Raw genomic sequence first — 26052 nt, forward strand, 5'->3', positions numbered from 1 at the left:
ACAGTCGGAAATGACCACGGGACGGGGGTCGTCGTGACCGAGGGCCTCGTTCCCGGCGAAGTCGTCGCCGGCGAGGGGACCGTGACGCTGAACGAGGGTCGCGAGACGGTCGAGGTGACCGTCGGTAACACCGGCGACCGCCCGGTTCAGGTCGGGTCGCACTTCCACTTCTTCGAGGCCAACGCCGCGCTGGCGTTCGACCGCCGCGCGGCCTTCGGGATGCGACTGAACATCCCCGCGGGCACGGCCGTCCGGTTCGAACCCGGCGACGAGCAGACCGTCGAACTCGTCGCCATCGGCGGCAAGCGCGTCGCCCACGGGATGAACGGGATGGTCAACGGGAGTGTGAGCGAGGCGCGCTCGGAGAGCGAGCCTCGGGACAGCGAGCGGGAAGCGAACGCGACCCGCGAGACGAGGCTGAGCGAGGCGCTGGAGCGATTGCGCGCGGCCGGGTTCCGTGACACGGGGGCCGAAGACGACGACGCGGAGGCCGAGGAATGACCCGCGACATCGACCGCGAGGCCTACGCCGAACTGTACGGTCCGACGGAGGGCGATAAGGTACGACTCGGTGACACCGAACTGTTCGCCGAAGTCGAGGAGGACCTGCGCACACACGGCGACGAGGCCGTCTTCGGCGGCGGGAAGACCCTACGGGACGGACTCGGACAGGCCCCCGGCGTCACACAGGAGGAGGGCGCCATGGACTGGGTGCTGACCAACGCGACGATCATCGACCCCGTCCTCGGGATTATCGCCGCCGACATCGGCATCAGAAACGGCGAGATAGCGGGCATCGGGAAGGCCGGCAACCCGGACACGATGGACGGCGTCGACATGGTCGTCGGCCCGTCGACGGACGTCTACCCCTGCGAGGGGAAGATTGCGACCGCCGGGGCGCTGGACATCCACGTCCACTGGAACTCCGCGCAACTCCACGAACACGCCCTCTCGGGCGGCATCACGACGATGCTCGGCGGCGGCTACGGCGGCGGCGCGACCACCTGTACGACCGGTCCCGAGAACGTCAAACGACACCTGCAAGCCGCCGAGGCGTGGCCGGTCAACGTCGGGTTCTACGGCAAGGGCAACGCCTCGGACCCGGAACCGCTACGCGAGCAGATCGAGGCCGGGGCCTGCACCCTGAAACTCCACGAGGACTGGGGGTCGATGCCAGAGGCCATCGACACGTGTCTGGACGTCGCCGAGGAGGAGGACGTGCAGGTCTGCATGCACACGGACACGCTGAACGAGGCCGGGTTCGTCGAGAACACCTTCGACGCCGTCGACGGCCGGACGATGCACCTGTTCCACATCGAGGGCGCCGGCGGGGGCCACGCCCCCGACATCATGGAGATGGTCGGCCAACCGAACATGCTACCCTCGTCGACGAACCCCTCGATGCCGTACACCGACAACACGTTCGACGAACACCTGGACATGGTGATGGTGTGTCACCATCTGAACCCCGACGTGCCCGAAGACGTGGCCTTCGCCGAGTCCCGCGTGCGCGCGGAGACCATCGCCGCCGAGGACGTCCTCCACGACATGGGCGCCATCTCGATGATGACCACCGACTCACAGGCGATGGGCCGGATGGCCGAACTCGTCCCGCGGACGTGGCAGACGGCCTCGAAGATGAAGTCCCAGCGCGGCCCCCTCCCCGAGGACGAGGGGACCGGCGCCGACAACTTCCGCATCAAACGCTATATCGCGAAGTACACCGTCAACCCCGCCATCTCGGCCGGCATCGAACCGTACGTCGGGACGCTCGAACCCGGCAAGATGGCCGACGTGGTGCTGTGGGACCCCGCGTTCTTCGGTATCAAGCCCGCGATGACGTTCAAAGGTGGGTTCCCCGTCCACTCGGAGATGGGCGAGGCCAACGGGTCGCTGATGACCTGTGAACCCATCGTCCAGCGAGAACGCGCCGGGGCCGTCGGCAAGGCCAAACACGCGCTCTCGCTCTCGTTCGTCTCGCCGGCCGCCGCCGAACGCGGCGTTGGCGAAGAGTACGGCCTCGACACCCCCGTCGTCCCCGTGGAGGGCACCCGCACGCCCGGCAAGGACGACATGGTGTACAACGACTACTGTCCCGACGACATCGAGGTCGACCCCGAGACGTTCGAGGTACAGGTCGACGGCGAACACGTCACCTGCGAACCGTCCTCCGAACTGCCACTCGCACAGCGGTACATGCTATGAAACTCACAGCTAAAGAGCAGGAACGACTCACCGTCTTCACCGCCGCAGAGATCGCGCGACGCCGCAAGGAGCGCGGCGTCCCGCTGAATCACCCCGAGGCCGTCGCCTACATCAGCGACTGGTGTATCGAACGGGGCCGTGACGGCCAGTCGGTCGCCGAGATTCGCTCCGGCGCCTCTCAACTGCTGGGCCGCGAGGACGTGATGGAGGGCGTCCCGGAGATGATCGACATGATTCAGGTCGAACCGGTGTTCCCCGACGGGACGAAACTCGTCACGGTCCACGACCCCATCCGCTCGGATAGCGTGGGAACGGCCGAGGCCGAGAGCGAGGAGACGGCCGCGGACGGCGGCGAGGGTGACCAATCATGAGTCTGACCCACCGCGACGTCGCGACGGTCGGTATCGGCGGCCCGGTCGGGTCCGGAAAGACCTCGCTGCTCACGGAACTCGTCCCGCGCCTCCGCGAGGAGGGACTGGACGTGGGCGTCATCGCCAACGACATCCTCACACAGGAGGACGCCGACCGCCTGCGCGAGCGCTTTGCCGGCGTCGTCCCCGAGGACCTTGTCGCTGGCGTCGAGACGGGCGCCTGCCCGCACACCGGCATCCGCGAGGACCCGTCGATGAACCTCCAGCAGATAGACGCGTTCCTCGCCGACCACCCGGACCTCGACTTGGTCCTCGTCGAGAGTGGCGGGGACAACCTCGCTGCGACGTTCAACCCCGAACTCGCGGACTACTCGCTGTACGTCATCTCGGTCGCGGAGGGCGACGACATCCCCCGAAAGCGCGGTCCCGGCGTCGTCGACTGCGACTTGCTGGTGGTGAACAAGACCGACCTCGCACCCCACGTCGGCGCCGACCTCGACCTGATGGAACGGGACGCCCGCGAGGTCCGGGAGGGGCCGTTCGTCTTCACCAACTGCAAGGCCGAGGAGGGCGTCGACGAGGTGCTCGAACACGTCCGCGAGGGGGTGTTGTTCGCCTGATGGCGACGGACGCGCCGGAGGCGCGAGCGGAGCGAGACGGCGAGGACGAACCACAGGCACGGGCGGAGCGAGACGCCGAGGACCCGGCAGACGACGCGACCGACACCGATGCTCCACACCCGTCTTTCGAGGCCTACGCCGCCGAGTCGCCGCCGCAGGCCGCCGTCGGCGCGCCGGGCAAGGACGGCGTCCTCGAACTCCGCTTCGCGCCGACCAGCGACGGGACGAAACTCGTCCACGACTACGCGACGGTGCCGTTCCACGTCTCGGGGACGCTGGGCCACGACCCCCATCCCGCGGCCGAGACGGTGTTCCTCCAGTCGCCCACGGGGGGTATCGCACAGGGGGACCGCCACGACGTGACCATCGCCGTCGAGGACGACGCCGTCGCCCACGTCTCCACCCAGAGTTCCACGAAGGTGCAGTCGATGAACGCCAACTACGCCGCCGCCGACACGACGCTCTCGGTCGGTCCCGGCGGCCACCTCGACTACGTGCCGGAACCGACCATCCTGCACGCCGACTCGCGGTACTATCAGGACCTGACGCTGGACCTCGACGCCGGAGCGACGGCAGTCCTCGCCGACGTCGTCGTGCCCGGACGCCTCGCCCGCGGCGAGCGATTCGAGTTCGAGCGGTACCTCTCACGGGTCCGCGCCGAGGGACCGGATGGCCTCCTCTTCGAGGACGCGACCCATCTCACGCCCGCCGACGGAGATCCGACGGCACCGGGCGTCCTCGGTGAGTTCACCGTCTACGGGACCTTGTTCGTCGTCGCGCCCGACAGCGACGCCGCGGCGCTCTCGGACGCCCTGCACGAGACGGTCACCGACGCGGACGCACGGGCCGGCGCGACCGCACTCCCGAACGGGGCCGGCGTCGCCGTGCGCGCACTGGCCGACCGGGCCGAGACGGTCCAGTCGACGCTCCACGCCGCGTGGGACGACGCTCGTCGGGACCTGCTCGACGCACCCGCGCCCTCGGGGAGGAAGTACTGATGCTGGTCGCGGAGACGTATCTGGGCCACGGCGAGGACGCCGACCTCGCGGCCCGACTGGCCGACGCCGACCCCGTCCGCGTGGTCCTCTCGGACACCGAGCGACAGCGCTCTCGGGTTCGCACCGAGTCGACCGAGGGCGAGGACGTCGGCATCGTCGTCGCCCGTGACCTCGCCGACGGCGACGTCCTCGAAACCGACGACGGCACCCTCCTCGTGGTCGAACTCGCCGCTATCGAGGCGCTGGTGCTCTCGTTCGCCGACGGCGACGTCTCGCCGACGGCGGCGCTGGAACTGGGCCACGCGCTGGGCAACCGCCACTGGGACCTCGCGATGCGCGACGGCGAGGCGCTGTTCCCGGTGCCGGACACCCGCGAGCGGATGCTGGCCGCCGTCGGTGACGACCTGCCCGAGGGTGTCGAGACGCGCTTCGAGTCCGTGCCGCCGACGACGTTCGACGACGCCGACCCCGACCACAGTCACGGGAGCGACGGCCACTCGCACAGCCACGGTGACGACTCCCACAGCCACGACGAGGGCGCGCACTCGCACACCCACGACCACGGCGTCCGGACTATCGACGGAGCGGACCGATGAGCGACGACGCGACTCTCGAGGCGTTCCGACTGGCCGACTCCTTCCTCCCGGTCGGCACCTACACCGTCTCCTACGGACTCGAACAGTTCGTCGCCGACGACCGAGTGACCGACGCCGACGACCTCGAAGCGCTCCTCGAAACGTACCTCCGGCGGCAAGTCGGCCCGGCCGAACTGGTGGCGCTCCGTGCGGCCCACGCCGCCGCCAGCGAGGACGATATCGACGCCATCTGCGCGGCCGACCGGCGCCTCGCCGCGGTGACGCTGGCCGCGGAGTTCCGCGAGAGTGCCCAGCAGTCCGGCGACCGCCTGCTGTCGCTCCAACGGGAGTTGCGTGACGACGACCTGCTGGAGCGGTACGCCGAGAGCGTCGCCGCCGACGACGCGCCGGGCAACTACGCCGTCGTCCTCGGCGTCGCTACCGGACTGGCCGGCATCGACGTTCGGCAGGCCTGCCTGCTGTGCTGTCACGGCTTCGTCACCGGATTACTCGGCGCGGCCCAGCGCCTCCTCTCGCTGGGCCACACCGACGCCCAGCGGATTCTGGACGACCTGCGACCGGTGATGGCCGAGGCCGCCGACGACAGCGCGGGACGCTCGATAGACGACATGACGCCCTTCGCGCCGCTGGTCGACGTCCTCGCCGCCGACCACGAACGGGCCGAGCGGCGGCTGTTCGCGAGCTGAACGGTCTCAGTATCCGAAATTGATATCTCTGATGGGGCGCGCGTGTGCCTATCGTCACCACACAGAAACGGCCGACTGCCCGCCGGTCTCCCTTGTCAACTTTCCGGGGCTGTGTACGTCGGGCACGCTCTCAAGTCGACTATTTGCGATATCCGCGAGCACCCGGAGACGCAATGGCAACACAGACTGCGACCGACACCGGACTCGTGCTAGACGACTGGCAGGCCGGTGTCGCCGGTGGTATCGGCGGTGCGACAGTGATGGCGGTACTCATCTCCGTGATGAACGCGGCGGTCCTGAAAGGTGCGATTCCCGGCCTCTACGGTCTCTCGGGAGGTGTCGCGGGGTGGACGGTTCATCTCGCCCACGGCGCCGTCCTCGGCGTCGTCTTCGCGGCGCTCGTCGAATCTGATCTGGTCGGCCGGTCGACGGGCGCGACGGTCGGACTGGGCGTCCTCTGGGGCGTCGTCACGTGGGTCGCACTCGCCGCCCTCGTGATGCCCGTCTGGCTGAGCGCCGTCGGGTTCCCGATGGCGCCGCCGTTCCCGAACTTCGCGGTGCCGAGTCTGCTGTGGCACGCCGTCTACGGCGGCGTGTTGGGCGTGGCCTACGCGGTGCTTCGCTGAGACAACCGGTGGCTGTCGGCAGGACGATTCTGCGACGCCGTTCTCCGTTTCCAGCAAGACCCAAACCTCTAGCGGGTGACGACTGCGTATGCACGTCGCCGACCTCACGGAGGAACTGGTCGCCATCCCGAGCCACGAGGACGAGTCGGCCGCCGGCGAGTTCGTCGCCTCGTGGCTCCGGGACCACACCGACGCCGCCGTCGAACACGACGACCACGGCAACGTTATCGCTCAGAAGGGACCGGGGAGCGGCGAATCGCTCGCCCTCGTCGGCCACCACGACGTCGTCCCGCCGGACGAGTCACAGGTGGACGCCGACGGGTCGTACGTCGTCGAAAGACGCGAGGGCCGCATCCACGGTCGGGGCAGTGCCGACATGAAGGGGAGCGTCGCGGCGGCGATGCTGGCGTTCGCGGCGGCCGACGCGCCCGCCGAGGACGAACTCGTCTTCGCCTCCTTCGCCGGCGAGGAACAGGGCGGCGTCGGCTGTCGGGCCGCCATCGAGGACGGCTTTCGGGTGGACTACGCCGTCGTCGGCGAGGGGTCGACGGGCTACTCCGCGCCGGGGGTCACCGACGTGGCCGTCGCCCACAAAGGCCGTCGCGGGTCGACCATCGTCGCCGAGGGAACTGCGGCCCACGCCAGCGAACCCGACGCCGGCGAGAACGCCATCTACCGCGCGACGGACGCCGTCGACGTGGTACGAGGCCTCGACTTCCCGTCGACCGAGGTGCTTGGCCACGAACTGTCCGGAAGCGTCGCCGTCACCGAAATCGACGGTGGGTCGGCGTGGAACGTCGTTCCCGAGCGCTGCGAGGCGACGGTCGACGAGCGGACCGTCCCGGGCGAGCGCGCGCCGCTGGACCGCGTCGAGGACATCGAGGGCGTCTCATGGCGCGTGGACCAGGACCTGCCACCGATGGCCTGCGGCGACGCCGACTTCGCCGACGCCGTCTGCGACGCCGCCGCCGACGCCCAGGACGGCGCCCCCGAACAGGTCGTCAAACCCCACGCGACCGATGCGGGGTGGCTGGCCGACGTCGGAACGGACTGCGTCGTCGTCGGCGCGGCCGAACCCGGCGAGGCCCACACCGCCGACGAGAGCGTCTCGGTCGACGTGCTAGAGCGGTGCCAGCGCATCTACGAGAGCGTCGTCGAGTCGTGGCTGGCGTAGCCGGCGACAGATTTCCGCCTACGCTGTCCCTTTAGGAGCGCCGACCCAACGGGGGGATATGGCAACAGCTAGCGAGACAGAGTCGACCTACGAGCAGTTCCTCGACCACGTCAAGCGCCTCCACTACGTCTCCGACGCCGGCGGGGTCCTCCAGTGGGACCAGCAGGTGATGATGCCCAGCGGCGGCACACCCGCCCGCGCCAAGCAGTCTTCTGCCCTCTCGACGCTCCACCACGACCTGCTGACCGACGACCAGTTGGGGGAGTGGCTGGACGAACTGGAGGACGCCGATCTGGACCCCGAACAGGAAGCCGTCGTTCGCGAGGTCCGCCGGGACCACGAGCGAGCGGTGAAGGTCCCCGCCGACCTCGTCGAGCGCATCTCGGAGGCCTCTTCGAACGCCCTCCCCGTCTGGGAGGAGGCCAAGGCCGAGGACGACTTCGAGATGTACGCCGATACGCTCGAAGAGATGGTCGAACTCCGGCGGGAGTACGCCGAGGCAATCGACCCCGACCGGGACCCCTACGAAGTCCTCTTCGAGGAGTACGAACCGTATCTCGGCATCGACACGGCCGAAGACGTGCTGACCCAGTTGCGCGACGAACTGGTCCCGCTCGTCGACGACGTCGCCGACAGCGACGTGACGCTCGCAGACCCCTTCGAGGGGACTTACGACGAGGACGACCAGCACGCCCTCGTCGAGGAAGCGCTGGACACGCTCGGGTACGACTGGGACCACGGCCGCCTCGACACCGCCCCGCACCCGTTCTCGACGGGGACGCAGTTCGACGCCCGCGTGACGACGCGGTTCAAGCCCGACGACCCGATGGACGCCATCGGCTCGACCATCCACGAGTTCGGCCACGCCACCTACACGCTCGGGCTGCCCCAAGAGGCCTACGGGACGCCGCTGGGCGACAACCGCGACCTCTCTGTCCACGAGTCCCAGTCGCGCTTCTGGGAGAACCATATCGGCCGCTCACAGCCGTTCTGGGACCTCTTTACCGACACTGCCAACGAGCATCTGGGTATCGACGCGACGCCGCGGGAGTTCTACGAGGCCGCCAACGAAGTGTACGAGGACAACCTCATCCGGGTCGAGGCAGACGAGTTGACCTACCACATGCACATCGTCCTCCGGTTCGAGATAGAGCGCGACCTGATCCGCGGTGACCTCGCCGTCGAGGACGTCCCCGAAGTCTGGAACGACAAGATGGAGGAGTACCTCGGGGTCCGCCCGGACACCGACGCCGAGGGCTGTCTGCAGGACATCCACTGGACCAACGGCGCGCTGGGGTACTTCCCCACCTACACGCTCGGGTCGGTGCTGGCTGCCCAGTTGGACCACCACCTCCGAGAAGACGTGGGCGACGTGGACTCGCTCGTCCGCGAGGGGGACTTCGATCCGATTCACGACTGGTTGACCGAGAACGTCCACCGCCACGGTGCCCGCTACGAGACGGACGACCTCGTGCAGGAAGCGACGGGCGAGTCGTTCACCGCCGACTACTTCCTCGACTACGCCGACGCGAAGTACCGCGACCTCTACGACTGCTGAGCACCCCGCTCCTCGAACGCTCGCGTTTTCGTTTTTGATTCTATTGGGTATCGTCTTTTTCAGTGCGTATTCGAATTACAATTCACAGATGGGCGACAGTAGCCACGGAGACACGGGAGTTGCAACGGAGACGGGCGTCGACGGGGACATCGACGACGACATCGACGCCGATATCGCCGAGAACATCGACAGACGGGCCGGTTACGACCACGACACCGCGAGCGAGATACAGACACTCATCGCCGAACTGGAGGACTCCTCGGTCGAAATCGCGACCGAGTCGGCCGACATCCGAGAGCGGACGGCCGAGCAGTACGAGGGGATGTCCGAAATCGCCAACGAGGTGTCGAACCTCTCGGCCTCTGTCGAGGAGATCGCGTCCTCCTCCGAGGAGGTGTCGGCGGCGACTCGTGAGGCCACGGAACTCGCCGAACGTGGACAGGGCAACGCAGAAGACGTCCACGAGGCGATGGAACGGATCCAGCGGGCCGCCGACAGCGTCGCCGAGGACGTCCGGACCATCCAGCAGGGCGTTCAGGAGATAGACGAGATCGTCGAAGTCATCAACGACATCGCCGACCAGACGAACATGCTGGCGCTGAACGCCTCTATCGAGGCCGCACGTGCCGGTGAGGCCGGGGAGGGGTTCGCCGTCGTCGCCGACGAGGTCAAGAGCCTCGCCGAGGAGTCCCAGGACCAGGCGACCACCATCGAGGAGATGATCGACGGGATTCAAGACGACACGGAGAACGCCGTCGAGAGTCTCGAAGCGAGCAACGAGGAGATAGACGACGGCATCGAGACGGTCGAGGAGTCGACGGAGATTCTCTCGGACATCGACGACGCCGTCCGCGAGGTCAACCACGGTATCGAGGAGGTGGCGACGGCGACTGACGAGCAAGCGGCGTCGACCGAAGAGGTCGCCAGCATGATCGATCAGGCGACCGACGCCGCCGAGGAGATAGCGAACTCGACGGCGGACATAGCCGATGAGGCAGCGGAGCAGACCGACCAGATTGCCAGCATCAACGGGAAGATGGACGACCTCGTCGCCGACCTCCAGCGGAACAACTGATCGCCCTCGTTACACGGCGTTCCCATCCCGTCGTTTATCCTCCCTCGGGGTCAACCCTCCACTATGCGACCGGACTTAGACCCCGAGCAACTCGACCGCTACTCCCGTCACATCATCATGGACGACGTGGGGCCGGAGGGGCAGGCGGCACTGCTTGACTCGTCGGTGCTCGTCGTCGGTGCTGGCGGCCTCGGTTCGCCGGTCCTGCAGTACCTCGCGGCGGCCGGCATCGGACGACTGGGCGTCGTCGACGACGACGTCGTCGAGCGCTCGAACCTCCAGCGACAGGTCATTCATCGCGACGACGACATCGGCCGGCCGAAAGTCGACAGCGCCCGCGAGTTCGTCACCGGTCTGAACCCCGACGTGACCGTCGACACCCACGAGGTTCGCCTCTCGAAAGAGAACGTCAGGGACCTCGTGACCGACTACGACATCGTCGTCGACGCCTCGGACAACTTCGAGACGCGCTTTCTCGTCAACGACGCCTGCACCCTCTCGGGCATCCCCTTCTCCCACGGCGCTATCTTCCGGTTCGAGGGGCAAGTGACGACGTTCACGGGCGACGGCGAGGGGCCGTGTTACCGCTGTCTGTTCCCAGAGGCACCGCCAGCGGGCACCGTCCCCGACTGCGCGACGGCGGGCGTCCTCGGCGTCCTCCCCGGCACCATCGGCTGTATCCAGGCGACGGAAGTCGTCAAACTCGCGATGGACTACGGCGAACCGCTCGACGGGCGGCTACTGGCCTACGACGCCGCCGAGATGACCGTCGACGAGGTGCCCGTCGCCCCGAACCCGGACTGCCCGGTGTGTGGCGACGACCCGGCTATCGGGAGTATCGACGAGGCAACCTACGAGGGTCGCTGTTCGCTGCCAGCGGAGTAGACTGGTTCCGTCGCGACCCTCTCAGGCACGGAGCGACGGCAGTTCCTGCACCGCGTCTCGCGGCGGCGCGTCGAACAGGTCCGGGTGACAGAGCGCCGCGAGGAACTCCAGCGTGTCCACCAGTCGCGGCCCCGAGCGGTTGACGTAGTGGTGGCCGTCCACGACGTAGGCCCGACCCTCCCGAACGGCTGTGAGTTCGTCGAACCCCGGCCGTTCGGTCAGGTCCGCGAGGTTCTCCCGGGTCTGATTGACGTCGAAGCCACACGGCGCCGCCACCAGTACGTCGGGGTCGTACTCTCGCACTTCCTCCCACTCGCGCGGCCGGGAGTGGGCACCGCGCTCGGCCATCCCGTAGACGCCGCCCGCTTTCTCGACCATCTCGGGAACCCAGTGGCCGGCCACCATCACCGGATCCAGCCAGTCGAGGACGGCCACGCTGGGCGTCTCGCTCGCTCGTGCGGCCGTCGTCTCGACGGCGGCGACTCGCTGGCGGAGGGTCGCCACGAGGTCGGTCGCCGCCTCGTCACGACCGATGGCCGCGCCGACGCGGTGGATGGAGCCGAAGAGGTCGTCGAGGCTGTGGACGTCCAGCGTCAGCACCTCGGCGTCGAGTCCGAGGTCCTCGACCGCCTCCGCCACCAGCACGTGGTCGACGGCACAGACGTCACAGACGCCCTGCGTGACGATTACGTCGGGGTCGACGGCGGCCAGCGTCTCGCGGTCGATGGCGTAGACGCCGTCGCCGGACTCGGCGTCTGCGACCTGTTCGTTAATCTCGCTGCTGGAGGCCTCCGGGTCGACACGGGAGCGGTTGACCGACGGTCGCTCGCGGGCCGCCGGCGGGTAGTCACACTCGTGTGAGACGCCGACCGGTTCGACGCCGAGGGCGTAGACGATCTCCGTCGCGGACGGCAGTAGCGTGACGACGCGCATACGCCCGCTACGGCCCGCCGGGTCTAAAGGCTCCCCTCGCGGCCGTCCCGGTCACACTAATCCTTCGTTACGCTTACCGTCCGTGACCCCGCAGACGCTCGTATGAACGTCAAATCGCGGCACCACCTCCGCTCGGACGAGGTCGATGCCATCGCGACGGCGCTTTCTGACAACCTCGGCGTCGAACTCGACGCCGACACCTTCGAGAAGGTCGAGTTCGAGGACAGCGACTGGGACGTCGTCCTCGTCGACGGCGACCCCCTCGTGCTGTATATCGACAGCGAACCGTTCCTCACCGTCGAGGGCGCGAACGCTCACCCACCCCAGAAACACGTCGTCACCGTCGACACCGGCGCCATCTCCTTCGTCTCGGACGGCGCAGACATCATGCGGCCCGGCATCACCGAGGCCGACGACGACATCAGTTCGGGCGACCTCGTCGCCATCAACGAGGAGTCCCACGGGAAGTTCCTCGCTATCGGGCGTGCGAAGACCGACGGCGACGACATGGTCGGCGACTCGGGCAAGGTCGTCGAGTCTATCCACCACGTCGGCGACGACCTGTTCGAGTTCTCGGTGTGAGATCCGCGACGAAATCCCGTCTGACGAAAAGTTGAAACGGGTAGCGCCCGCCGTGGGGCACATGGGACTCATGAGCAAGATTCTCGGCGAGTCGGGCAACTCCCGGAAGACCGAGGATTACGTCGAACTGAACGCGGACGACTTCGATGCGTCGGGTGCCGAGACCGAGCGACAGGTCCGCATCGCCCGCATCAGCGACAAGCAGGACGTCATCGAGATCAAAGACGCCGTCTACGATGGCGACGTGGTCATCGCCGACATCACGCGCCACTCGACGCAGGACCGGACGATGGAACACATCAGCGACGAACTCAAACAGGTCGCCAACGAGGTCGGCGGCGACATCGTCCAGAAGGACGACGACCAACTCATCATCACCCCCGCCGGCGTCGGTATCGCCCGCGAACGCCTCGGTCGGTAGGTGCCGTCTCTCTTCTGACCCGCCGCGTTCAACGTCCTTTTCGGTGTCCGCCGGGTAGGGTCAGTAATGACAGAACCGGCGATACGCGCCCGAAACTTACGAAAAAACTACGGTGACGTACAGGCCCTCGACGGATTGGACCTGACCGTCGACCGCGGCGAGTTCTTCGGTCTCCTCGGGCCCAACGGCGCGGGCAAGACGACGTTCATCAACACGCTGGTCGGCCTCGTCCACAAAGACGGCGGGGACGCCGAAGTGTTCGGTTTCGACGTCGAGGACGACTACCGAGCGGCCCGCGACCGAATCGGACTGGCACCACAGGAGTTCAACGTCGACCGCTTTTTCCCCATTATCGAAGTTCTCGAACACAAGGCCGGCTACCACGGCATCGGAAGCAAAGAGGCCCACCGACGCGCCGAAGAGGCGCTGAAGACCGTCGGCATCTGGGACAAGCGGGACACCCGATTCGACTGGCTCTCCGGCGGGATGAAACGGCGGTTCGTCCTCGCCCGCGCCCTCGTCTCGAACCCGGACCTGCTGATTCTGGACGAACCCACGGCCGGCGTCGACGTCCAGTTGCGCCACGACCTCTGGGACATCATCAACCGGATGAACGACGCCGGCACGACCATCCTGCTGACGACGCACTACATCGAGGAGGCCGAACGCCTCTGTGACCGGGTCGCTATCGTGGACTCGGGGAGCAAGGTAGAGGTGGCCTCGCCCGACGAGCTGATGTCGAGAGGCACCGACACCATCGACCTCGGTCTGGCCGACCCACCACGGTCCGCACCGAGACTCGCCGTCGACGGCGTCACCGACGTTGCGGTGACTGACGACGGCCTCAGCGTCACGGCGGCGGGTGGGAGCCAGACTGCGCCCGAACTGGTTCGAGTACTCGAACGGCAGGGGTACCACGTCACGTCGCTCGACATCCGGCGAGCCTCGCTCGAAGAGGTGTTCGTCGACCTGACGCGCGACGACCGCGAGTACGCGGAGGTGTCCGCATGAGCCACGACACCGACGTGGGGACGAACGGTGCGGGCCCGGCGACCGACGACGCCCGCGACGGTGCACCGACGGGACTGCGTGCGCGACTCGTCGGCCTCTGGACGCTTCTGCACCGCGAGATTCTTCGCTACGTTCGACGCCCGCGCAACACGTTCCTCCCGCCGATGATTACGAACGTACTGTACTTCACCGTCTTCGGCGTCGTCCTCGGCGAGCGAATCAGCGGCAACGACCCGAACGCCTTCGGCGGCGCCGGCTACATTCTCTTCATCCTGCCCGGACTGGTGGTGCTGGGGATGATCTCCAACGCCTTCGAGAACGCGTCGTTCTCCATCTTCCACGGCCGCTGGAACGAGTACATCCACGAAGTGCTGACCTCGCCGTTGTCTCACACCGAGATGGTGCTTGCCTACGTCGCCGCCTCATCGCTCCGCGGTATCGTCGTCGGCGCCATCATCTGGGGCGTCGGCCTCGTCTTCACGCCGGTGACCGTCGCGAACCCGTTCTACCTCGCGGCGTTCACGCTCGTCATCCCGACGCTGTTCGCCGCGTTCGGCGTCATCGGCGGCCTCTGGGCGCGTGACTTCGACTACCTGACGGTGATGAACCAGTTCATCATCCGCCCGCTGGTGTTCTTCGGCGCGGTGTTCTACCCCCTCTCTGCGCTCTCGGGCATCTGGCGACAGGTCACGCTGCTGAACCCGATGGTGTACATGGTCAACGGCGTCCGCTACGGCGTCATCCCCGAGGCAGTGGCCGTCCCGCCGAACCGCTCCCTGTTCGTGCTGACGGGCCTCACCGTCGCCGTCATCTTCGTCGACATCGAACTGGTCAAGCGTGGCTACGGACTGGTCGACTGAAGACGAGACGGACGTGCCCGGCATGCCGGATTGGGTCCGCCTCCGGCGGGGCGGACAAACTATGACAGGGTGCCCGGCTTCGTGCCGGACCACGCGGCGGTGCCGCGGCCCGGATATTTTGTGCGCCTCCGGTGGGGCGTATGTGAACATATGACACGAGAGTATTTAGGGGTGACGGCGATCTGATGTTTCCGGAAAAACAGCACTGCTCGCTCAGACGTTGTCCGGCGCGTCGGCGTCGTCCTCGACGGACCGCTTCAGGGAGTCACGGCGGGCCTTTGCGTCTCGACCCGTCGCCTCTTCGAGGAAATCGTTCTTGACCGAGACGGCGTCCTCGGCGGCGTCGACGTGGCCCTCGGAGATGACCTGCTCGGCTGGCTTCTCGTCGATGTGCAGGGCCAGTTTGTCCTTCTTGCTCCCGTAGTCGACGGTGCCGGCGACGACCCGTTCGAACACGGGGTTGTCGGGGTCGTCGACGACGAGGAGGTCACTGCCGTTGTGTTCTTCGGTGTCCGTGACCGGACCGAAGTACTCCTCGACGAACGCTTCCATGTCCGGGACGCGGTCTTCGAGATGCTCGCCCCGTCGCATCTTGTACTCTCGCATGGCCGTCGTTTTGCGAGGCGCCGTCTTACTCTTTGCGTTCACTCGGTGTCGGTGACCAGCGACCCCTTGTGGCACTCCGGACAGAAGTCGCCCGCGCGCAGAGAACTCGCCTCTACGTCCGTGGTGAACCCACACTCGGGACACTGGAACTGTCCCTCGGGGACGGTCACAGCGGTGCTATCGGCCGACTCGACGGCTGCCGAGTCGTGAGTGTCGTCGTCCCCACCCAGTACCGTCTCCGGCGTCCAGTCGTCGCCGTCGTCGCCCGGTTCGTCGGGCCACTGGCCGGGTTCGCGGTCGTCGGACCGAGATTCCTCGTCCTCGCCGTCGATGATGAGGGCGTCGTCCGTTTCGGGATCCTCCGCCCCGGCGTCGGTGACTGGGTCCTCGGCCTCTGCGTCGGGGACGTGGACGTCCGTCGTCGGATTCTCCAGTTCACTGTCGCCGCCTCGGTCCGCCTCTTCGTCGCTGTCGTCCAGAATCTCCGCGTCGTCGGCGTCGGAGTCGACGATGTCGGTGGCCGAATCGCCCACGTTCATCGGCTCTGCCGGCTCGTTGGCCGGTCCGCCGTCCACCTCGTCCGTCGATTCGTCTGCCGTCCCGTCGGTCGCTCCGTCGTCCGGTACCCCGACTGTCCCTTCCTCGACACCGTCGGCATCCGCCGTCGACGTCTCGTCTTCGTCGTCGACCATGTCGCCAGCGATGTCCGACGGCGTCTCGATGGCTGTTACCTCTTTGTTCTCGGAGACGATGCGCGTCTTCCCACACCGTTCGCAGGTCTCCCGTTCCTGGATGGTGATGACGACTTCGCTCCCTTGTTCTTCGCGCTCGCGCTCGACGGTGGCCTCACCGTACGTGTGCCCGAGGACGGAACATTTGAGACCCATTGTCAGTTCTTGCCGCCGTGTCCTACTTAAACCCTACCCGTCAGGCTCGCGACGAACTCCCAGTGATACGTTTCGGGCAATGCCTTCATTATTTGTATAGTATAGATAAGTAATTTTATACCATTTGGCGAGCCCAACGTCGAGCGATGCGCCTGCTCAGTCTGGTCGTGGCCGCCCTCCTCACAGCGACGCTCCTCTCGGGCACCGCGGCCGCCACAGGAAACGCGCCGCCGCTCGCCGACGCCGGTCTCGACCAGACCGTTCCAGCCAATGCGACGGTGTATCTCGATGCCAACGGCACACGCGACCCCGACGGCACTATCGCACGTGTCGAGTGGTCAATCGAGACGCCGTCGGGCGCTACTACTTCGCCCGACTGCCGAGCGTGTCGGCAGACCCACTTCCGTCCGACTGCGGTCGGCCAGTACAACGTCACCGTGACCGTGACCGACGACGACGGCGCGACGCGGTCCGATACCCTTCACGTCGCTGTCTCACCGTCGTCGGGACCGTCGGTGTCTCTCACCGGACCGGGGACAGTCACACGTGACGACGCTGTCACGTTCACTGCCGACGCCGAGGGCACCGACAGGACCCTCTCGACCCTCGCGTGGGTCGTCGACGGGAACGTCACCGACCGAACGTCCCTCTCCGGCGAGAACGCGAGCGTGAGTACCACGCACGCGTTCGGCGACGCTGGTACGCGATCGGTTCGCGCCGTCGTCTACGACGCGGTCGGTCGGCGCGGGACCGCTACTAAGCGCGTCGTGGTGGTCACAGACGGGTCCGTCGGCGGGACGCTCTCCGATGGTGGCTCGTCGTCTGATGACTGTCACTTCTGGAACAACGATTGCCTGAATGATGTTGTCCTTACCAATCCTATGACCGGCGAACAAACAATCGTTGAGGGCAACGGCGACGACGGTATCCAGATGCGGGTTGATGGCGATAGAGTCACCGCTTCAGACTACGTGGATGTGGACGAGTTCAAGGTAAATGATGTGACAGGAGGCTACGACTACAAGGCGCTGGAGCAGAAAGTCCATACGGAGAAGGCCCTCCGAGATTTGGAGATGGACCCTCAGGACGGCAGTTCCGACGGGTCCAGTAACTCCGGCGGGTCCAGTAACTCCGGTGGGTCTAGCGGGGCTGGAAGCGTCACATCCGGCTCGTCTGGTGACCCCTACTACGGGTCGATAGGCGGCAACGACGACACCGGATCGAGTGGCGGTAACGACGACTCCGATAGTACCTTCAATGGAGGGTCGCCCAGCGACCACTACGGGTCGATAGGCGGCAACGACGACTCCAGCGACTTTGGTAGTGGTGGCACGGGTAGCGGCCTGTTCGCTGGCGGCACCGGGGGCGGGTCTGGCCACGAACCGATAGACGACTCCGGTAGCTCCAGTAGCTCCGGTAGCTTCAGCGGCGGGTCGCCCAGCGACCACTACGGGTCGAGTGGCGGTGGCGGCGACTCTGGCGGCTCTGACGACTCCGGTGGGTCCAGCAACGACGACTCCGGTGGGTCCAGCAATGACGACTCCGGCGGTGGCGGCGGTTGCAGTACGGTCAAAATCGGCGGCGTCTGCATCGGTGCGTAACCACTCAGCCCACAATCAATTTCCGTCTGGCCGTTTTTGTCACCCCCTCGTTTGGACGGTCGCCTTTCTGACTCTCTCGGCGAGCTTCTGATGGCTTGATTTTTCTCCATATTTATATACTCTAAAGCAGAAACATTAGTTACAACAAGACAGAGGACTACAGAAATGCTACGAATCACACTCTCTACGTCTCGAAATGCTCTGCTTACGGTTTTAGTTGCGGCTCTCCTGATTACGGCGGGCTGTAACGGCCTCGGCGTCGGCGAAACCGACACTGGCCCCGATGGGACAACCAGCACGCCGGAGTCGACGGCGACCCCGACGCCGACGCCGACGCCGACTGTCCCCCAGAACGGGACGGACCTGCGTAGCATCTCGCTCGAACAGGACGCAGGCCACATTATCAATAGCGACCTCGATGGGGGCGACCCCAAGCGCGACGGCAAATACTACGAGCCGGTTCAGTTTGCCGCGGAAGCCGGCACGGTAGTCAACATCTCGATGCGGTCGCCTACTGGCGACCCGCTGGTGAAGCTACGCGGCCCGAACGGGACGGTCATCGACCTCGACGATGATGGCGGGATGGGCGATGCCGCCGACCTGACGATGGTGACGCTCCCCGAGACGGGGCAGTACACCATCATCGCCACGTCAAGCGAGCCAAACACCGCGTTCACGTACTACCTCACCGTCGAGCAGTTCATCCCACCCGAACAGCGAGATGTACTGTTCGCTGGGAATATGTCGTCGTGGAACCGTACCGAACAACTCGGTGAATTTGCCTATGACTACACCACCGTATTCAACGAACACACTTGGACGAACATCACCGGCTACTCGGTGAACGCCGACGAAGAATATATCGCCGTGACGTACGTCATCGAGCCAGAAAACCGGACTTTTGAGAAGATGGCTGAATTGGATGGGGTTATGCTATACGGGTACACTGGTGTAGATAAAAGTTACCAGAATGCGGACGGTGTAGTCAATCCTAGCTGGGCACCCGAGCGAATCTACTTCCGAACGGTGACGCCAGATGGGGAACTGTACCGTATCTCCTACCTCACGTCGGAACAGGCGCAGACGTACCGTGAGACTCAGAACTTCGACCGATACTACGCCAATATCTGGAGAACGCGACACTACGGCCCAGCACACTTCAAGTACGTCGAAGGGGCAGACAACGCTACCTCTACGGGCGAGATAGGCAACCGGGACAAGAGCGAGGAGTTCAAGATTCGGTAGACACGTCCTGTCTGCCGGTACTGTTCTCTCGATTTCTTTTCTTCGCGTTGCTGTTGTTTTGTGGACGGCTTTGTTTTCGAGCATCGGCTGTTCTCGTTGTGAATCTCTCTCTGCGTTCGATAGCGGCCGAGGCGTGCGACTTCGATTGTCCTTTATATGTCTAGAAGGATACCGTAAAACTCACGAATGGCTGATAAAGGTTGACCGCCGTGTCCGAGCGTCGGCGACGACGGCCGCGATTGGTACGACGGTTTCCGCGGACCTGCCATCCGTAGCAGCTATGATTCCCGTGTTTCCGATAGCGGGGTCGAGTATCGATCGAACGCATTTCGGAGCCACAGCATCAGAACGAGGGACAAAGCCAAGAGCCGGGCGGGTATAGAGGCCAGTATGAGAGCGAAGCCGGAGTATCGCGACCGGGACGAGACGGAGGTTGCGGTACTCGACGCGCTCGCGGACCGCCACAACGAGGGGATGACTGTGTTCGAGATTCGCTCCCAGGCGGACGTGAACATCGACCAGATAGAGGGCGCACTGGCGGCGCTGAAAGAGGACGACCTCATCGAGGTCGACGACGACGGCGAGCGGACCGTCATCCTCCCTGACGAGGACGTCGTCGGCCCGGACGCGACAGACGACGAGCCGTCGCTGTTCGAACAACTTCGGCGCCGGCTCCCGTTCTAGGCGGCGTCCATCGGCGCCGCGGCGCAGTTGTTCGGGCCGAGTTCGAGTTCGAAGGCGGTGTCGTCGTCGGCGTCGTCGGTGCCGAGGTTGACGGCGATGATGCGTTCGACGTTGGCGGGTCGTGGGGGAACGTCCGCACAGATGCGCTCGACGAACGTCTCCCGGTCCATATCGAACGCGGAGAGTCGCTCGCGGAGCGTCCCGAGCGGCGCGGTGTAGGTGCCGTCGTCGGCACGGTCTACCGATTCGGAGTAGTGGCCCGGCGCGACGAGGGTCTCGTCAGGAAGCGGTGCGAGGCGCTCGGTCAGCGTCTCGTGGAGTGAGCGGGCGAGGTCCGGGGCGCCGGCGTCGCCCTCCTCTAGATCAGGCCGAGCGACGCTCTCGAGGAAGAGGCTGTCACCGGCGAGGAGGACGCCGCCGACACGGAACCCGGTCATGCCGGTGGTGTGGCCGGGGAGCGGAATCGGGTCGAGCGTCGTCGACCCCACAGCGAGCGTCTCGTCGTCGCCGAGTTCGGTCACGTCGAAGGTGACGCCGCGGTCGGCCGCGCGGGCGGGCAGCACCGGTTCGACGCCGTGGTCGTCGACGAGTCGTCGCAGGCCGCTGACGTGGTCGGCGTGGACGTGCGTATCGAGGGCGTACCGGAGTGTCGAATTGTGGTCGGCCGCGTCGTCGGCGTAGCGGTCGGCGAACGCCCGAAGCGGGTCTACGACGGCCGCCTCGCCGTCACTGACCACGAGGTAGGAGAGACAGCCGGACGACGGACGCTGGTACTGCACGACGGTCGCCGCGTCGCAAGGGACCTCGTGGCTCTCGTAGAGGCGTGCCCACCCGCGCATCCCGTCGGCGAGGTTGCGCGCGTCGACGCCGTGGTCGATCAGGAGGCCGGCGACGAAACCGCTGGATTCGCCGCGGCCACAGACGACGGTAATCGGGCCGTCGCCGTCTACGTCGGCCACGAGGTCGTCGACGCCGTCGGTCACCTTCGCCTGCAGGAACTTCGCGAACGGGAGTTGTGTCGCCGTGACCGACGGGCCGTCGATGTGCCACTGCTCGAACTCGTTCCGGTCGCGGACGTCGAGCAGGCGGACCGACTCGCCGGTGTCGAGGCGTCGTTTCAGGTCGGCCGCCGACAGCGAGGGATGCGCGGCCGGCGGGTCGGGGTACTCTTCGGCCATGCATCAGCTAGGTTCCGACAGCCGATAAATCGGGCGGGGGTTCTAAGCGTCGAGCGTCCCTCCACGGTGGTATGGACGCCGCCGAGACACTCGATGCCGTCCGCGAGGAGGCGGGAACTGAACTGGACCGACTCGGCTCGGACAAACTGCTCATCGCGGCCACCGGTGCCGACCTGACGCCGGCGGCCGTCCGCGAGGCAGCGGTAACTCGCGAAGTCGGCGTCGCGGACGGACTCTCAGGCTGGGCCGACGATGCCGGGGCCGCCAGTGAGGCGTTCGCGACTGCCGCCGGGGCCGCCCGTGACCGCGCCGACCGTATCGACGCCGACCCCGGCGACCCCGACGCACTCGCCGACCATCTCCAGACGGTGGCGTCGACGGACGCTCGCGTCGGAGCGGGGCTCGTCGCCGTCCCGCTGATAGCCGACCGGTTCTACCTGCAGGTGGTGAACTTCTTCGTCAACGAGGCCGACGAGGCCGGGGCCGACACGTTCCGCGACCTGCGGGCCGACGCGAGCGACCTCGACCCCGCGCGTGACGCACTATCGACGCTCGACGACGAGGGGCGCGACGTGGCCCGTGACGCCGCGGTTGGAGCTATCGAGGCCGCGTACGCGGACTACGCCGAGACGTTGGAGGGGATGGGACTGGACCCAAAGCCTATCTGTTGATTCAGGGGAGCCGGTAGGTGGCGACGCGGTTGGCCGCGTACAGGAACCCCGCTACGGTGGCGAGGCCGCCGAGGACGGCCGTCGCGGCCAGCCCCCCAGCGAGGAGCGCCGGCGTCTCGACGGGGACGGGAAACGGCAGGCCGATGGAGAGCAGGACGGCGGCGCTCGCCGGCGCTACGACCGCTCCGAAGACGAGGAAGTAGCCCCCGAAGGCGAAGCTACTCGGGACGGTCACGTCTCGGCCGTGGACGGACGACGGCTCGAACTTCGGGAAGACGACGCCACAACCAGCGGCGATAGCGGGTGCGGCCACCGTCGCGACGAGAGCGGTCGCGAGTGCCGCAAGCAGCGGGAGCGATGGCGTCTCGACCGCGGCACCGAGACCGACGACGACGAGGGGCGCGACGACGAGACCGGGGAGGACGCCGGCCAGCACGAGGCCGGCGACGAACGCTCGACCGGAGACGGCAGTCGTCAGCGTCAGCGGCAGGACGCCCTCCTCGCCGCCGAGGGGGTTGAGCGTGAACGCCGCGCCAAACGCCGCTGCGGTGGCTACGCCGACGGTCAGTGGTAGCGTCGTCGGCGCACCACGTCCTCGCAGGAGGAACTGCCCTTGCGAGACGAGGAGCAAGAACACCGGGACGACGGCGAACTGGACAGTGAACGGCGCGCGTCTCGCCCGGAGCCACGACTTCTGGGCGACGACCCGTGTGGCGCTCGGGACGCGCCCGGCAAGCAGGCGGTCCGAGAGCGTCCGCTCGTCCGGGTCGAACTCGTGGTCCGGTTGGACCGGGTCGACGTACCAGACGCGTTCGGCCAGCCACCGACAGCCGACGGCGGTGACGGGGAGGCTGCCGACCAGTGCCACACCGCCGACGACGACCGCCAGCGGGTCCGCCGTCGTCCCGGGAACCGCAACGAGGACCACGTCGGCGAGCCACAGGAGCGGCGAGTCCGTGAGCGCGCGGAGTATCGCCAGTTGACCGGACTGAGCAGACCACACCGCGAGCCACCCGACCGTCAGGAGGAGCGACGCGGCGGACCCGATGCTGGCACGGTGACGGGCGACGAACGCGGACCGGGCGGCGACGAGTTTCACCGTCAGCCCACCCGCGTAGCCCAGTAGCAATCCGAGCGTGACGACGAGGAGCGTCGTCACCAGCACTACCGGGCCGACGAGGACGAACCCGGTTCCGGCCGACAGACCGACGGCGAGTGCGAGCACTGGTGCCCCGAGGACGGCGAGGGCCCGGGCGAGTTCGGCACCGACGACGCCGGCGAGGACGTCGGTGTACGGGAGTGTCGTCAGCAACCCGTCGAGGCCGTCCGGTTCGCCGATCTGTTTGGCCGACCGCTGCACCTCGACGAACGTCACGAGCGTAAGCAGCCCCAGAAGGACGGCCACGACGGCCGTTCGCACGTCCGCTGTGGGTAACTCCGTCAACGCCCCGCCGCCGAAGAACGCAATCGCACCGATGCCGAGGCTGTACGCCGGGACGAAGAGGCCGACGCCGGCGAGGACGAGGATACCGCGAGCGCTGTCGAGAAGACTTCGCAACGTCCGCCGGAGTTCGATGCGGGTCACGAGGTGGGCCCGCCGCCAGTTCGGGCCGATCATCGCTGTGTCGCTTGCTCGCTCGTCACGTCGAGGAACACGTCTTCGAGCGTACTCCCGGCCTCGACGTCGTCGGTCAACTCGCTCGGCGCACCCTCGGCCACGAGGTCGCCGTCGTACAGGACGCCGACGGTGTCGGCGAGTTCCTCGACGACCGGCAGGATGTGCGTCGAGAGGAAGACGGTCGTCTCGGCGGCCGCCACCTCGCTGATGGTGTCACACACCGTCCGGGCCGCGCGCGGGTCCAGTCCGCTGGTCGGTTCGTCCAGAAAGAGGACGCTTGGCTCGTGTAACAACGCCTGTACGAGACCGAGCTTCTGCTTCATCCCCTTCGAGTACGTAGCGACCCGGCGGTTCGCGTCGTCTGCGAGGTCGAACCGTTCGAGGAGCGATTCGACCCGGTCCCAGTCGTCGTGACCGCGCAGGCCGGCGACGTACTCCAGTTGCTCGCGGCCGGTGAGTTCGTCGTACAGCGCTGGCGTCTCCGGGAGGACGCCGATGTGTTCGACGACGCTCGCCCGGTCGCTCACCGGGTGGCCGGCCACGCGGGCGGTTCCGGCCGTCGGTTCGGTCAGCGTCGTCAGGATGCGGATAGTCGAGGTCTTCCCGGCGCCGTTTGGCCCGAGGAACCCGAAGACGTTCCCGGGGTCGACAGTGAGGTCGAGGTCGGCTATCGCGACGGCGTCGCCGTAGCGTTTCGTCAGTCCGTCGGCGACTATCGCCGGTGCTGGAGGGCACATAGTTTCACTGCCACCCTGGGGTTCAATAGGTTTTGTCCACCGGACGGTTGCCAGTATCTATATTATCCACCCGTCTGAACGCGGAGGCAGTATGACCGATGGGGATGCGTCCTGCGGGCAGACCAGTGACAGTCGGCAACTCCGCCGCGCCACGGCGATTCTCGGCAGGAAGTGGCATCCGGTATTGTTGCACACGCTCATCGTAGACGGCCCGCTCGGGTTCAACGACATGAAGGCCCGCGTCGACGGCATCTCCGATAAGGTGCTCTCGGAAGCGCTCGACGACCTGCAGGAGTCGGGACTGGTCGCCCGTGACGTCATCGACGACAAACCGGTCCGCGTCGAGTACTCGCTGACGACGGCCGGAGCGGACCTCGGCCCGATTATCGACGCGCTCCAGTCCTGGAGTCGCGATCACCTCACCGAGGGACAGCCCCCGACGTAGCTCAGTCCTCGGACTCGATGACTTCCAGACCGCGGTTGTTCACGGCCGCCGCGTCCAGACCGATCTCTTCGAGGAACTTCTTGTACTCGCGTTCGCACTGCTCGGCGTCTTTCTGCCGGTCGCTGGCGCGGTCACACAGTGCTACGAGGTCCTCGGGTACGTCGTTGGTGTAGACGATCCAGTGGTTGATGAGGTCCGAGAGGCGGCGGATCGGCGAGGTGAAGTGGCCGTAAATCTCGAAGTTCAGGGCGTGGTGACCGCCGAAGGGGTCGTTCATGTACTTCGCGCGCGGCATCACCTTCATCACGGCCCACTGAATCTTATCGAGTTGGCGGCCGGGGGCCTGTTCGAGGGTAGCGTTGACGGCCTTCCGGGGGTCGTCCCACGTCGACCCGGGGATGGAGACGCCGTCGAGATCTTGGATCTCGACGAGCGCTTCGTCCCACTCCTCGGGGCTCGGTTGCGGGTGGACGCGGTACATCGCCTCGACGCCGCGGTCCCACATCAGTTCGTGCGTGACGGCCTTGTTGGCCTTCAGCATGCACTCCTCGATGATGGTGTGGGCGCGGTCTCTCGCGGGGTTGAGGACGAGCGAGCCGTCCTCCTTGCGCTGTTCGTGCATCCGGTCGGCCAGTTCCCAGATGAGTTCGGTCTTCTCTGCGAGGTCGACGCTCGTGTCTTCGAGCAGGTCGTCGGCCGTCTCGGGGTCGTCGAGCAGGTTCTCGGCCTCCGTGTAGGTGAGGCGGGCGTCGCTCTCGATGACGGACTTGTATATCTCGATGGTCTCGTAGGAGAGGTTCTCCTTGTCCAGATGCATCTCGACGGTGTGGGCCAGTCGGTCCTCGTTGGGGACGAGCGAACACACCGTCTCGGCGAGGACGGGCGGGAGCATGTGGATGGTGTAACCCGGGAGGTAGACGGTGTTGCCTCGTTCGACGGCTTCGGCCCACATCGCGGTGTCGGGGTTGACGTAGTGGGTCACGTCGGCGATGTGGACCCACAGCACGTACTCGTCGTCTCGCTCTTCGACCGAGATGGCGTCGTCGAAGTCCTGGGCGTCGATGGGGTCGGTCGTCCACGTCGTCATCTCGCGGAGGTCACGGCGCTCGTCGACCTCGTCGGCGATCTCCTGCTGGACGTCCTGCGTGCGCTCTTTCGCCTCTTCGAGCACTTCCGGCGGGAACTCGTCGCGGATACCGAACTTCTCGAACAACTCCTCGCGCTTGTTCTCCATGTGGCGGGCCATCTCCTCGTCGATTTCGACGGGGCCCTGCCCCTCGGCGGTGCCGGCCGCCGACTGGGCGTCTTCGGTGGTCATGCCCCCGGCTACGCCCACGGTGTAGTTAGGACTGTCGGGGTCAGAATCAGCACTCGCAACCGACCGTCTCGTCGCTCACTCGCGTTCGACGCTGTTCTCCTCGGCGAGTTCTCGGTACCGACGGAGGAACGTCTCTCGGTCGGTCTCGCCGGCCCCGGCGTCGTCGAGCGTCGCTTCGAGATCGCCCCGTGGCTGGTGGGACGTATCCGCGAAACACCCCTTACAGAGGTACTCGAACGCCTTGTCCCGGCGCTCCCATCGGTCCCCGTGCTTGTCGTACTCGCGGGCATCAGACCGGGCGAGGCGGTCACCGCAGGCGATACAGGTCACCGTCTCCCGGTCGCTCCGGGACCCGAACATACTCACCGGTAGCGGCTGGCATACTATAGTGTTTTCCGCACGGGCAAGCCCCAGTGTGGGCACACCGATACCCATTCAGTTAGGGATTCCGGCCACACGTTT

The 26052-nt window shown here is 66.5% G+C and carries 29 protein-coding genes; 21 read left to right on the forward strand and 8 right to left on the reverse strand.

What is annotated here, in order from left to right; genetic code table 11:
* Positions 1 to 33: 33 nt before the first annotated feature.
* The 12 genes from IEY28_RS17270 to ubaA all read left to right on the forward strand — a co-directional run bounded on the left by IEY28_RS17270 (position 34) and on the right by ubaA (position 10793).
* Positions 34 to 501, forward strand: a complete 468-nt coding sequence (locus IEY28_RS17270) for an urease subunit beta (protein ID WP_189000836.1) — start codon at positions 34 to 36, stop codon at positions 499 to 501.
* Entirely contained in the window at positions 498 to 2204 is a 1707-nt protein-coding gene (gene ureC, locus IEY28_RS17275; protein WP_189000839.1) for an urease subunit alpha, read from the forward strand. Before IEY28_RS17270 ends, ureC begins: the two co-directional genes overlap by 4 nt.
* Positions 2201 to 2575, forward strand: coding sequence for an urease subunit gamma (locus IEY28_RS17280; protein ID WP_189000842.1), 375 nt, complete (start codon positions 2201 to 2203; stop codon positions 2573 to 2575). The genes ureC and IEY28_RS17280 overlap by 4 nt, the downstream gene beginning before the upstream one ends.
* Complete coding sequence (gene ureG / locus IEY28_RS17285) at positions 2572 to 3195, forward strand: urease accessory protein UreG (protein ID WP_189000845.1); 624 nt, start codon at positions 2572 to 2574, stop codon at positions 3193 to 3195. Before IEY28_RS17280 ends, ureG begins: the two co-directional genes overlap by 4 nt.
* Positions 3195 to 4193, forward strand: coding sequence for an urease accessory protein UreD (locus IEY28_RS17290; protein WP_189000848.1), 999 nt, complete (start codon positions 3195 to 3197; stop codon positions 4191 to 4193). Before ureG ends, IEY28_RS17290 begins: the two co-directional genes overlap by 1 nt.
* The gene (locus tag IEY28_RS17295; RefSeq protein ID WP_189000851.1) at positions 4193 to 4789 is read left to right on the forward strand and encodes an urease accessory protein UreE; all 597 of its coding nucleotides are present in this window, start codon (positions 4193 to 4195) and stop codon (positions 4787 to 4789) included. Before IEY28_RS17290 ends, IEY28_RS17295 begins: the two co-directional genes overlap by 1 nt.
* Positions 4786 to 5475: an urease accessory protein UreF gene (locus IEY28_RS17300; RefSeq protein WP_189000854.1), complete on the forward strand. Its 690-nt coding sequence runs from the start codon at positions 4786 to 4788 to the stop codon at positions 5473 to 5475. The genes IEY28_RS17295 and IEY28_RS17300 overlap by 4 nt, the downstream gene beginning before the upstream one ends.
* Positions 5476 to 5648: 173 nt before the next feature.
* Positions 5649 to 6101: a histidine kinase gene (locus IEY28_RS17305; RefSeq protein WP_189000857.1), complete on the forward strand. Its 453-nt coding sequence runs from the start codon at positions 5649 to 5651 to the stop codon at positions 6099 to 6101.
* Positions 6102 to 6189: 88 nt separating this feature from the next.
* A complete protein-coding gene (locus IEY28_RS17310; RefSeq protein WP_189000859.1) occupies positions 6190 to 7275 on the forward strand; it encodes a M20 family metallopeptidase in 1086 nt (361 codons plus the stop codon).
* Between the two features lie 58 nt (positions 7276 to 7333).
* On the forward strand, positions 7334 to 8833 hold the full coding sequence (locus tag IEY28_RS17315) for a carboxypeptidase M32 (RefSeq protein WP_189000864.1): 1500 nt from the start codon (positions 7334 to 7336) through the stop codon (positions 8831 to 8833).
* Positions 8834 to 8921: 88 nt separating this feature from the next.
* Positions 8922 to 9908 (forward strand): methyl-accepting chemotaxis protein, encoded by a 987-nt coding sequence (locus tag IEY28_RS17320; protein ID WP_189000867.1) that lies wholly within the window; start codon positions 8922 to 8924, stop codon positions 9906 to 9908.
* Between the two features lie 63 nt (positions 9909 to 9971).
* Positions 9972 to 10793, forward strand: a complete 822-nt coding sequence (gene ubaA / locus IEY28_RS17325; protein WP_189000870.1) for an SAMP-activating enzyme E1 — start codon at positions 9972 to 9974, stop codon at positions 10791 to 10793.
* A 21-nt stretch (positions 10794 to 10814) separates the two neighbouring features.
* Here ubaA and IEY28_RS17330 read toward each other — a convergent pair whose 3' ends face one another.
* Positions 10815 to 11726, reverse strand: a complete 912-nt coding sequence (locus IEY28_RS17330) for a cobalamin-binding protein (RefSeq protein WP_189000873.1) — start codon at positions 11724 to 11726, stop codon at positions 10815 to 10817.
* Between the two features lie 102 nt (positions 11727 to 11828).
* Between IEY28_RS17330 and IEY28_RS17335 the strand changes: the two genes are divergently transcribed.
* The 4 genes from IEY28_RS17335 (at position 11829) to IEY28_RS17350 (ending at position 14600) form a co-directional block, all read left to right on the forward strand.
* Complete coding sequence (locus IEY28_RS17335; RefSeq protein WP_189000876.1) at positions 11829 to 12308, forward strand: RNA-binding protein; 480 nt, start codon at positions 11829 to 11831, stop codon at positions 12306 to 12308.
* Positions 12309 to 12369: 61 nt separating this feature from the next.
* Positions 12370 to 12729, forward strand: a complete 360-nt coding sequence (locus IEY28_RS17340; protein ID WP_166968324.1) for a cell division protein SepF — start codon at positions 12370 to 12372, stop codon at positions 12727 to 12729.
* Between the two features lie 66 nt (positions 12730 to 12795).
* A complete protein-coding gene (locus IEY28_RS17345; RefSeq protein WP_189000879.1) occupies positions 12796 to 13740 on the forward strand; it encodes an ABC transporter ATP-binding protein in 945 nt (314 codons plus the stop codon).
* 74 nt (positions 13741 to 13814) lie between these two features.
* Positions 13815 to 14600, forward strand: coding sequence for an ABC transporter permease (locus tag IEY28_RS17350; RefSeq protein WP_396275520.1), 786 nt, complete (start codon positions 13815 to 13817; stop codon positions 14598 to 14600).
* A gap of 213 nt (positions 14601 to 14813) precedes the next feature.
* Here IEY28_RS17350 and IEY28_RS17355 read toward each other — a convergent pair whose 3' ends face one another.
* Both IEY28_RS17355 and IEY28_RS17360 read right to left on the reverse strand, forming a co-directional pair.
* A complete protein-coding gene (locus tag IEY28_RS17355) occupies positions 14814 to 15206 on the reverse strand; it encodes a DUF5611 family protein (RefSeq protein WP_166968327.1) in 393 nt (130 codons plus the stop codon).
* Between the two features lie 38 nt (positions 15207 to 15244).
* Positions 15245 to 16093, reverse strand: coding sequence for a DUF7093 family protein (locus IEY28_RS17360; protein WP_189000885.1), 849 nt, complete (start codon positions 16091 to 16093; stop codon positions 15245 to 15247).
* 146 nt (positions 16094 to 16239) lie between these two features.
* Here IEY28_RS17360 and IEY28_RS17365 point away from each other — a divergent pair, with 146 nt between their 5' ends.
* The 3 genes from IEY28_RS17365 (at position 16240) to IEY28_RS17375 (ending at position 19623) form a co-directional block, all read left to right on the forward strand.
* Positions 16240 to 17694, forward strand: a complete 1455-nt coding sequence (locus IEY28_RS17365) for a PKD domain-containing protein (RefSeq protein WP_189000888.1) — start codon at positions 16240 to 16242, stop codon at positions 17692 to 17694.
* A gap of 165 nt (positions 17695 to 17859) precedes the next feature.
* Positions 17860 to 18939 carry a hypothetical protein gene (locus tag IEY28_RS17370; RefSeq protein ID WP_189000891.1) on the forward strand — a complete coding sequence of 360 codons (1080 nt, stop codon included), beginning with the start codon at positions 17860 to 17862 and terminating at the stop codon, positions 18937 to 18939.
* Between the two features lie 390 nt (positions 18940 to 19329).
* Entirely contained in the window at positions 19330 to 19623 is a 294-nt protein-coding gene (locus tag IEY28_RS17375) for a DUF6432 family protein (protein ID WP_189000894.1), read from the forward strand.
* Here the strand turns inward: IEY28_RS17375 and IEY28_RS17380 are convergent.
* A complete protein-coding gene (locus IEY28_RS17380) occupies positions 19620 to 20801 on the reverse strand; it encodes an MBL fold metallo-hydrolase (protein ID WP_189000896.1) in 1182 nt (393 codons plus the stop codon). The two genes, IEY28_RS17375 and IEY28_RS17380, sit on opposite strands and share 4 nt — an antisense overlap.
* 71 nt (positions 20802 to 20872) lie before the next feature.
* Here IEY28_RS17380 and IEY28_RS17385 point away from each other — a divergent pair, with 71 nt between their 5' ends.
* Positions 20873 to 21472 (forward strand): transcription antitermination protein, encoded by a 600-nt coding sequence (locus tag IEY28_RS17385; RefSeq protein WP_189000899.1) that lies wholly within the window; start codon positions 20873 to 20875, stop codon positions 21470 to 21472.
* 1 nt (position 21473) lies between these two features.
* Here the strand turns inward: IEY28_RS17385 and IEY28_RS17390 are convergent, their stop codons facing one another.
* Positions 21474 to 23090 carry a hypothetical protein gene (locus IEY28_RS17390; protein WP_189000902.1) on the reverse strand — a complete coding sequence of 539 codons (1617 nt, stop codon included), beginning with the start codon at positions 23088 to 23090 and terminating at the stop codon, positions 21474 to 21476.
* Positions 23087 to 23827, reverse strand: a complete 741-nt coding sequence (locus tag IEY28_RS17395) for an ABC transporter ATP-binding protein (RefSeq protein WP_189000905.1) — start codon at positions 23825 to 23827, stop codon at positions 23087 to 23089. Before IEY28_RS17395 ends, IEY28_RS17390 begins: the two co-directional genes overlap by 4 nt.
* A gap of 91 nt (positions 23828 to 23918) precedes the next feature.
* Between IEY28_RS17395 and IEY28_RS17400 the strand changes: the two genes are divergently transcribed.
* Positions 23919 to 24272: a winged helix-turn-helix transcriptional regulator gene (locus tag IEY28_RS17400; RefSeq protein ID WP_166968334.1), complete on the forward strand. Its 354-nt coding sequence runs from the start codon at positions 23919 to 23921 to the stop codon at positions 24270 to 24272.
* 1 nt (position 24273) lies between these two features.
* Here IEY28_RS17400 and IEY28_RS17405 read toward each other — a convergent pair whose 3' ends face one another.
* Both IEY28_RS17405 and IEY28_RS17410 read right to left on the reverse strand, forming a co-directional pair.
* On the reverse strand, positions 24274 to 25590 hold the full coding sequence (locus IEY28_RS17405; protein WP_166968335.1) for an RNB domain-containing ribonuclease: 1317 nt from the start codon (positions 25588 to 25590) through the stop codon (positions 24274 to 24276).
* Between the two features lie 75 nt (positions 25591 to 25665).
* Positions 25666 to 25950 (reverse strand): DUF7562 family protein, encoded by a 285-nt coding sequence (locus IEY28_RS17410; protein WP_189000908.1) that lies wholly within the window; start codon positions 25948 to 25950, stop codon positions 25666 to 25668.
* Positions 25951 to 26052: the final 102 nt, after the last annotated feature.

This window comes from Haloarcula pellucida (assembly GCF_014647235.1).
Taxonomy (GTDB): Archaea; Halobacteriota; Halobacteria; order Halobacteriales; family Haloarculaceae; genus Haloarcula; species Haloarcula pellucida.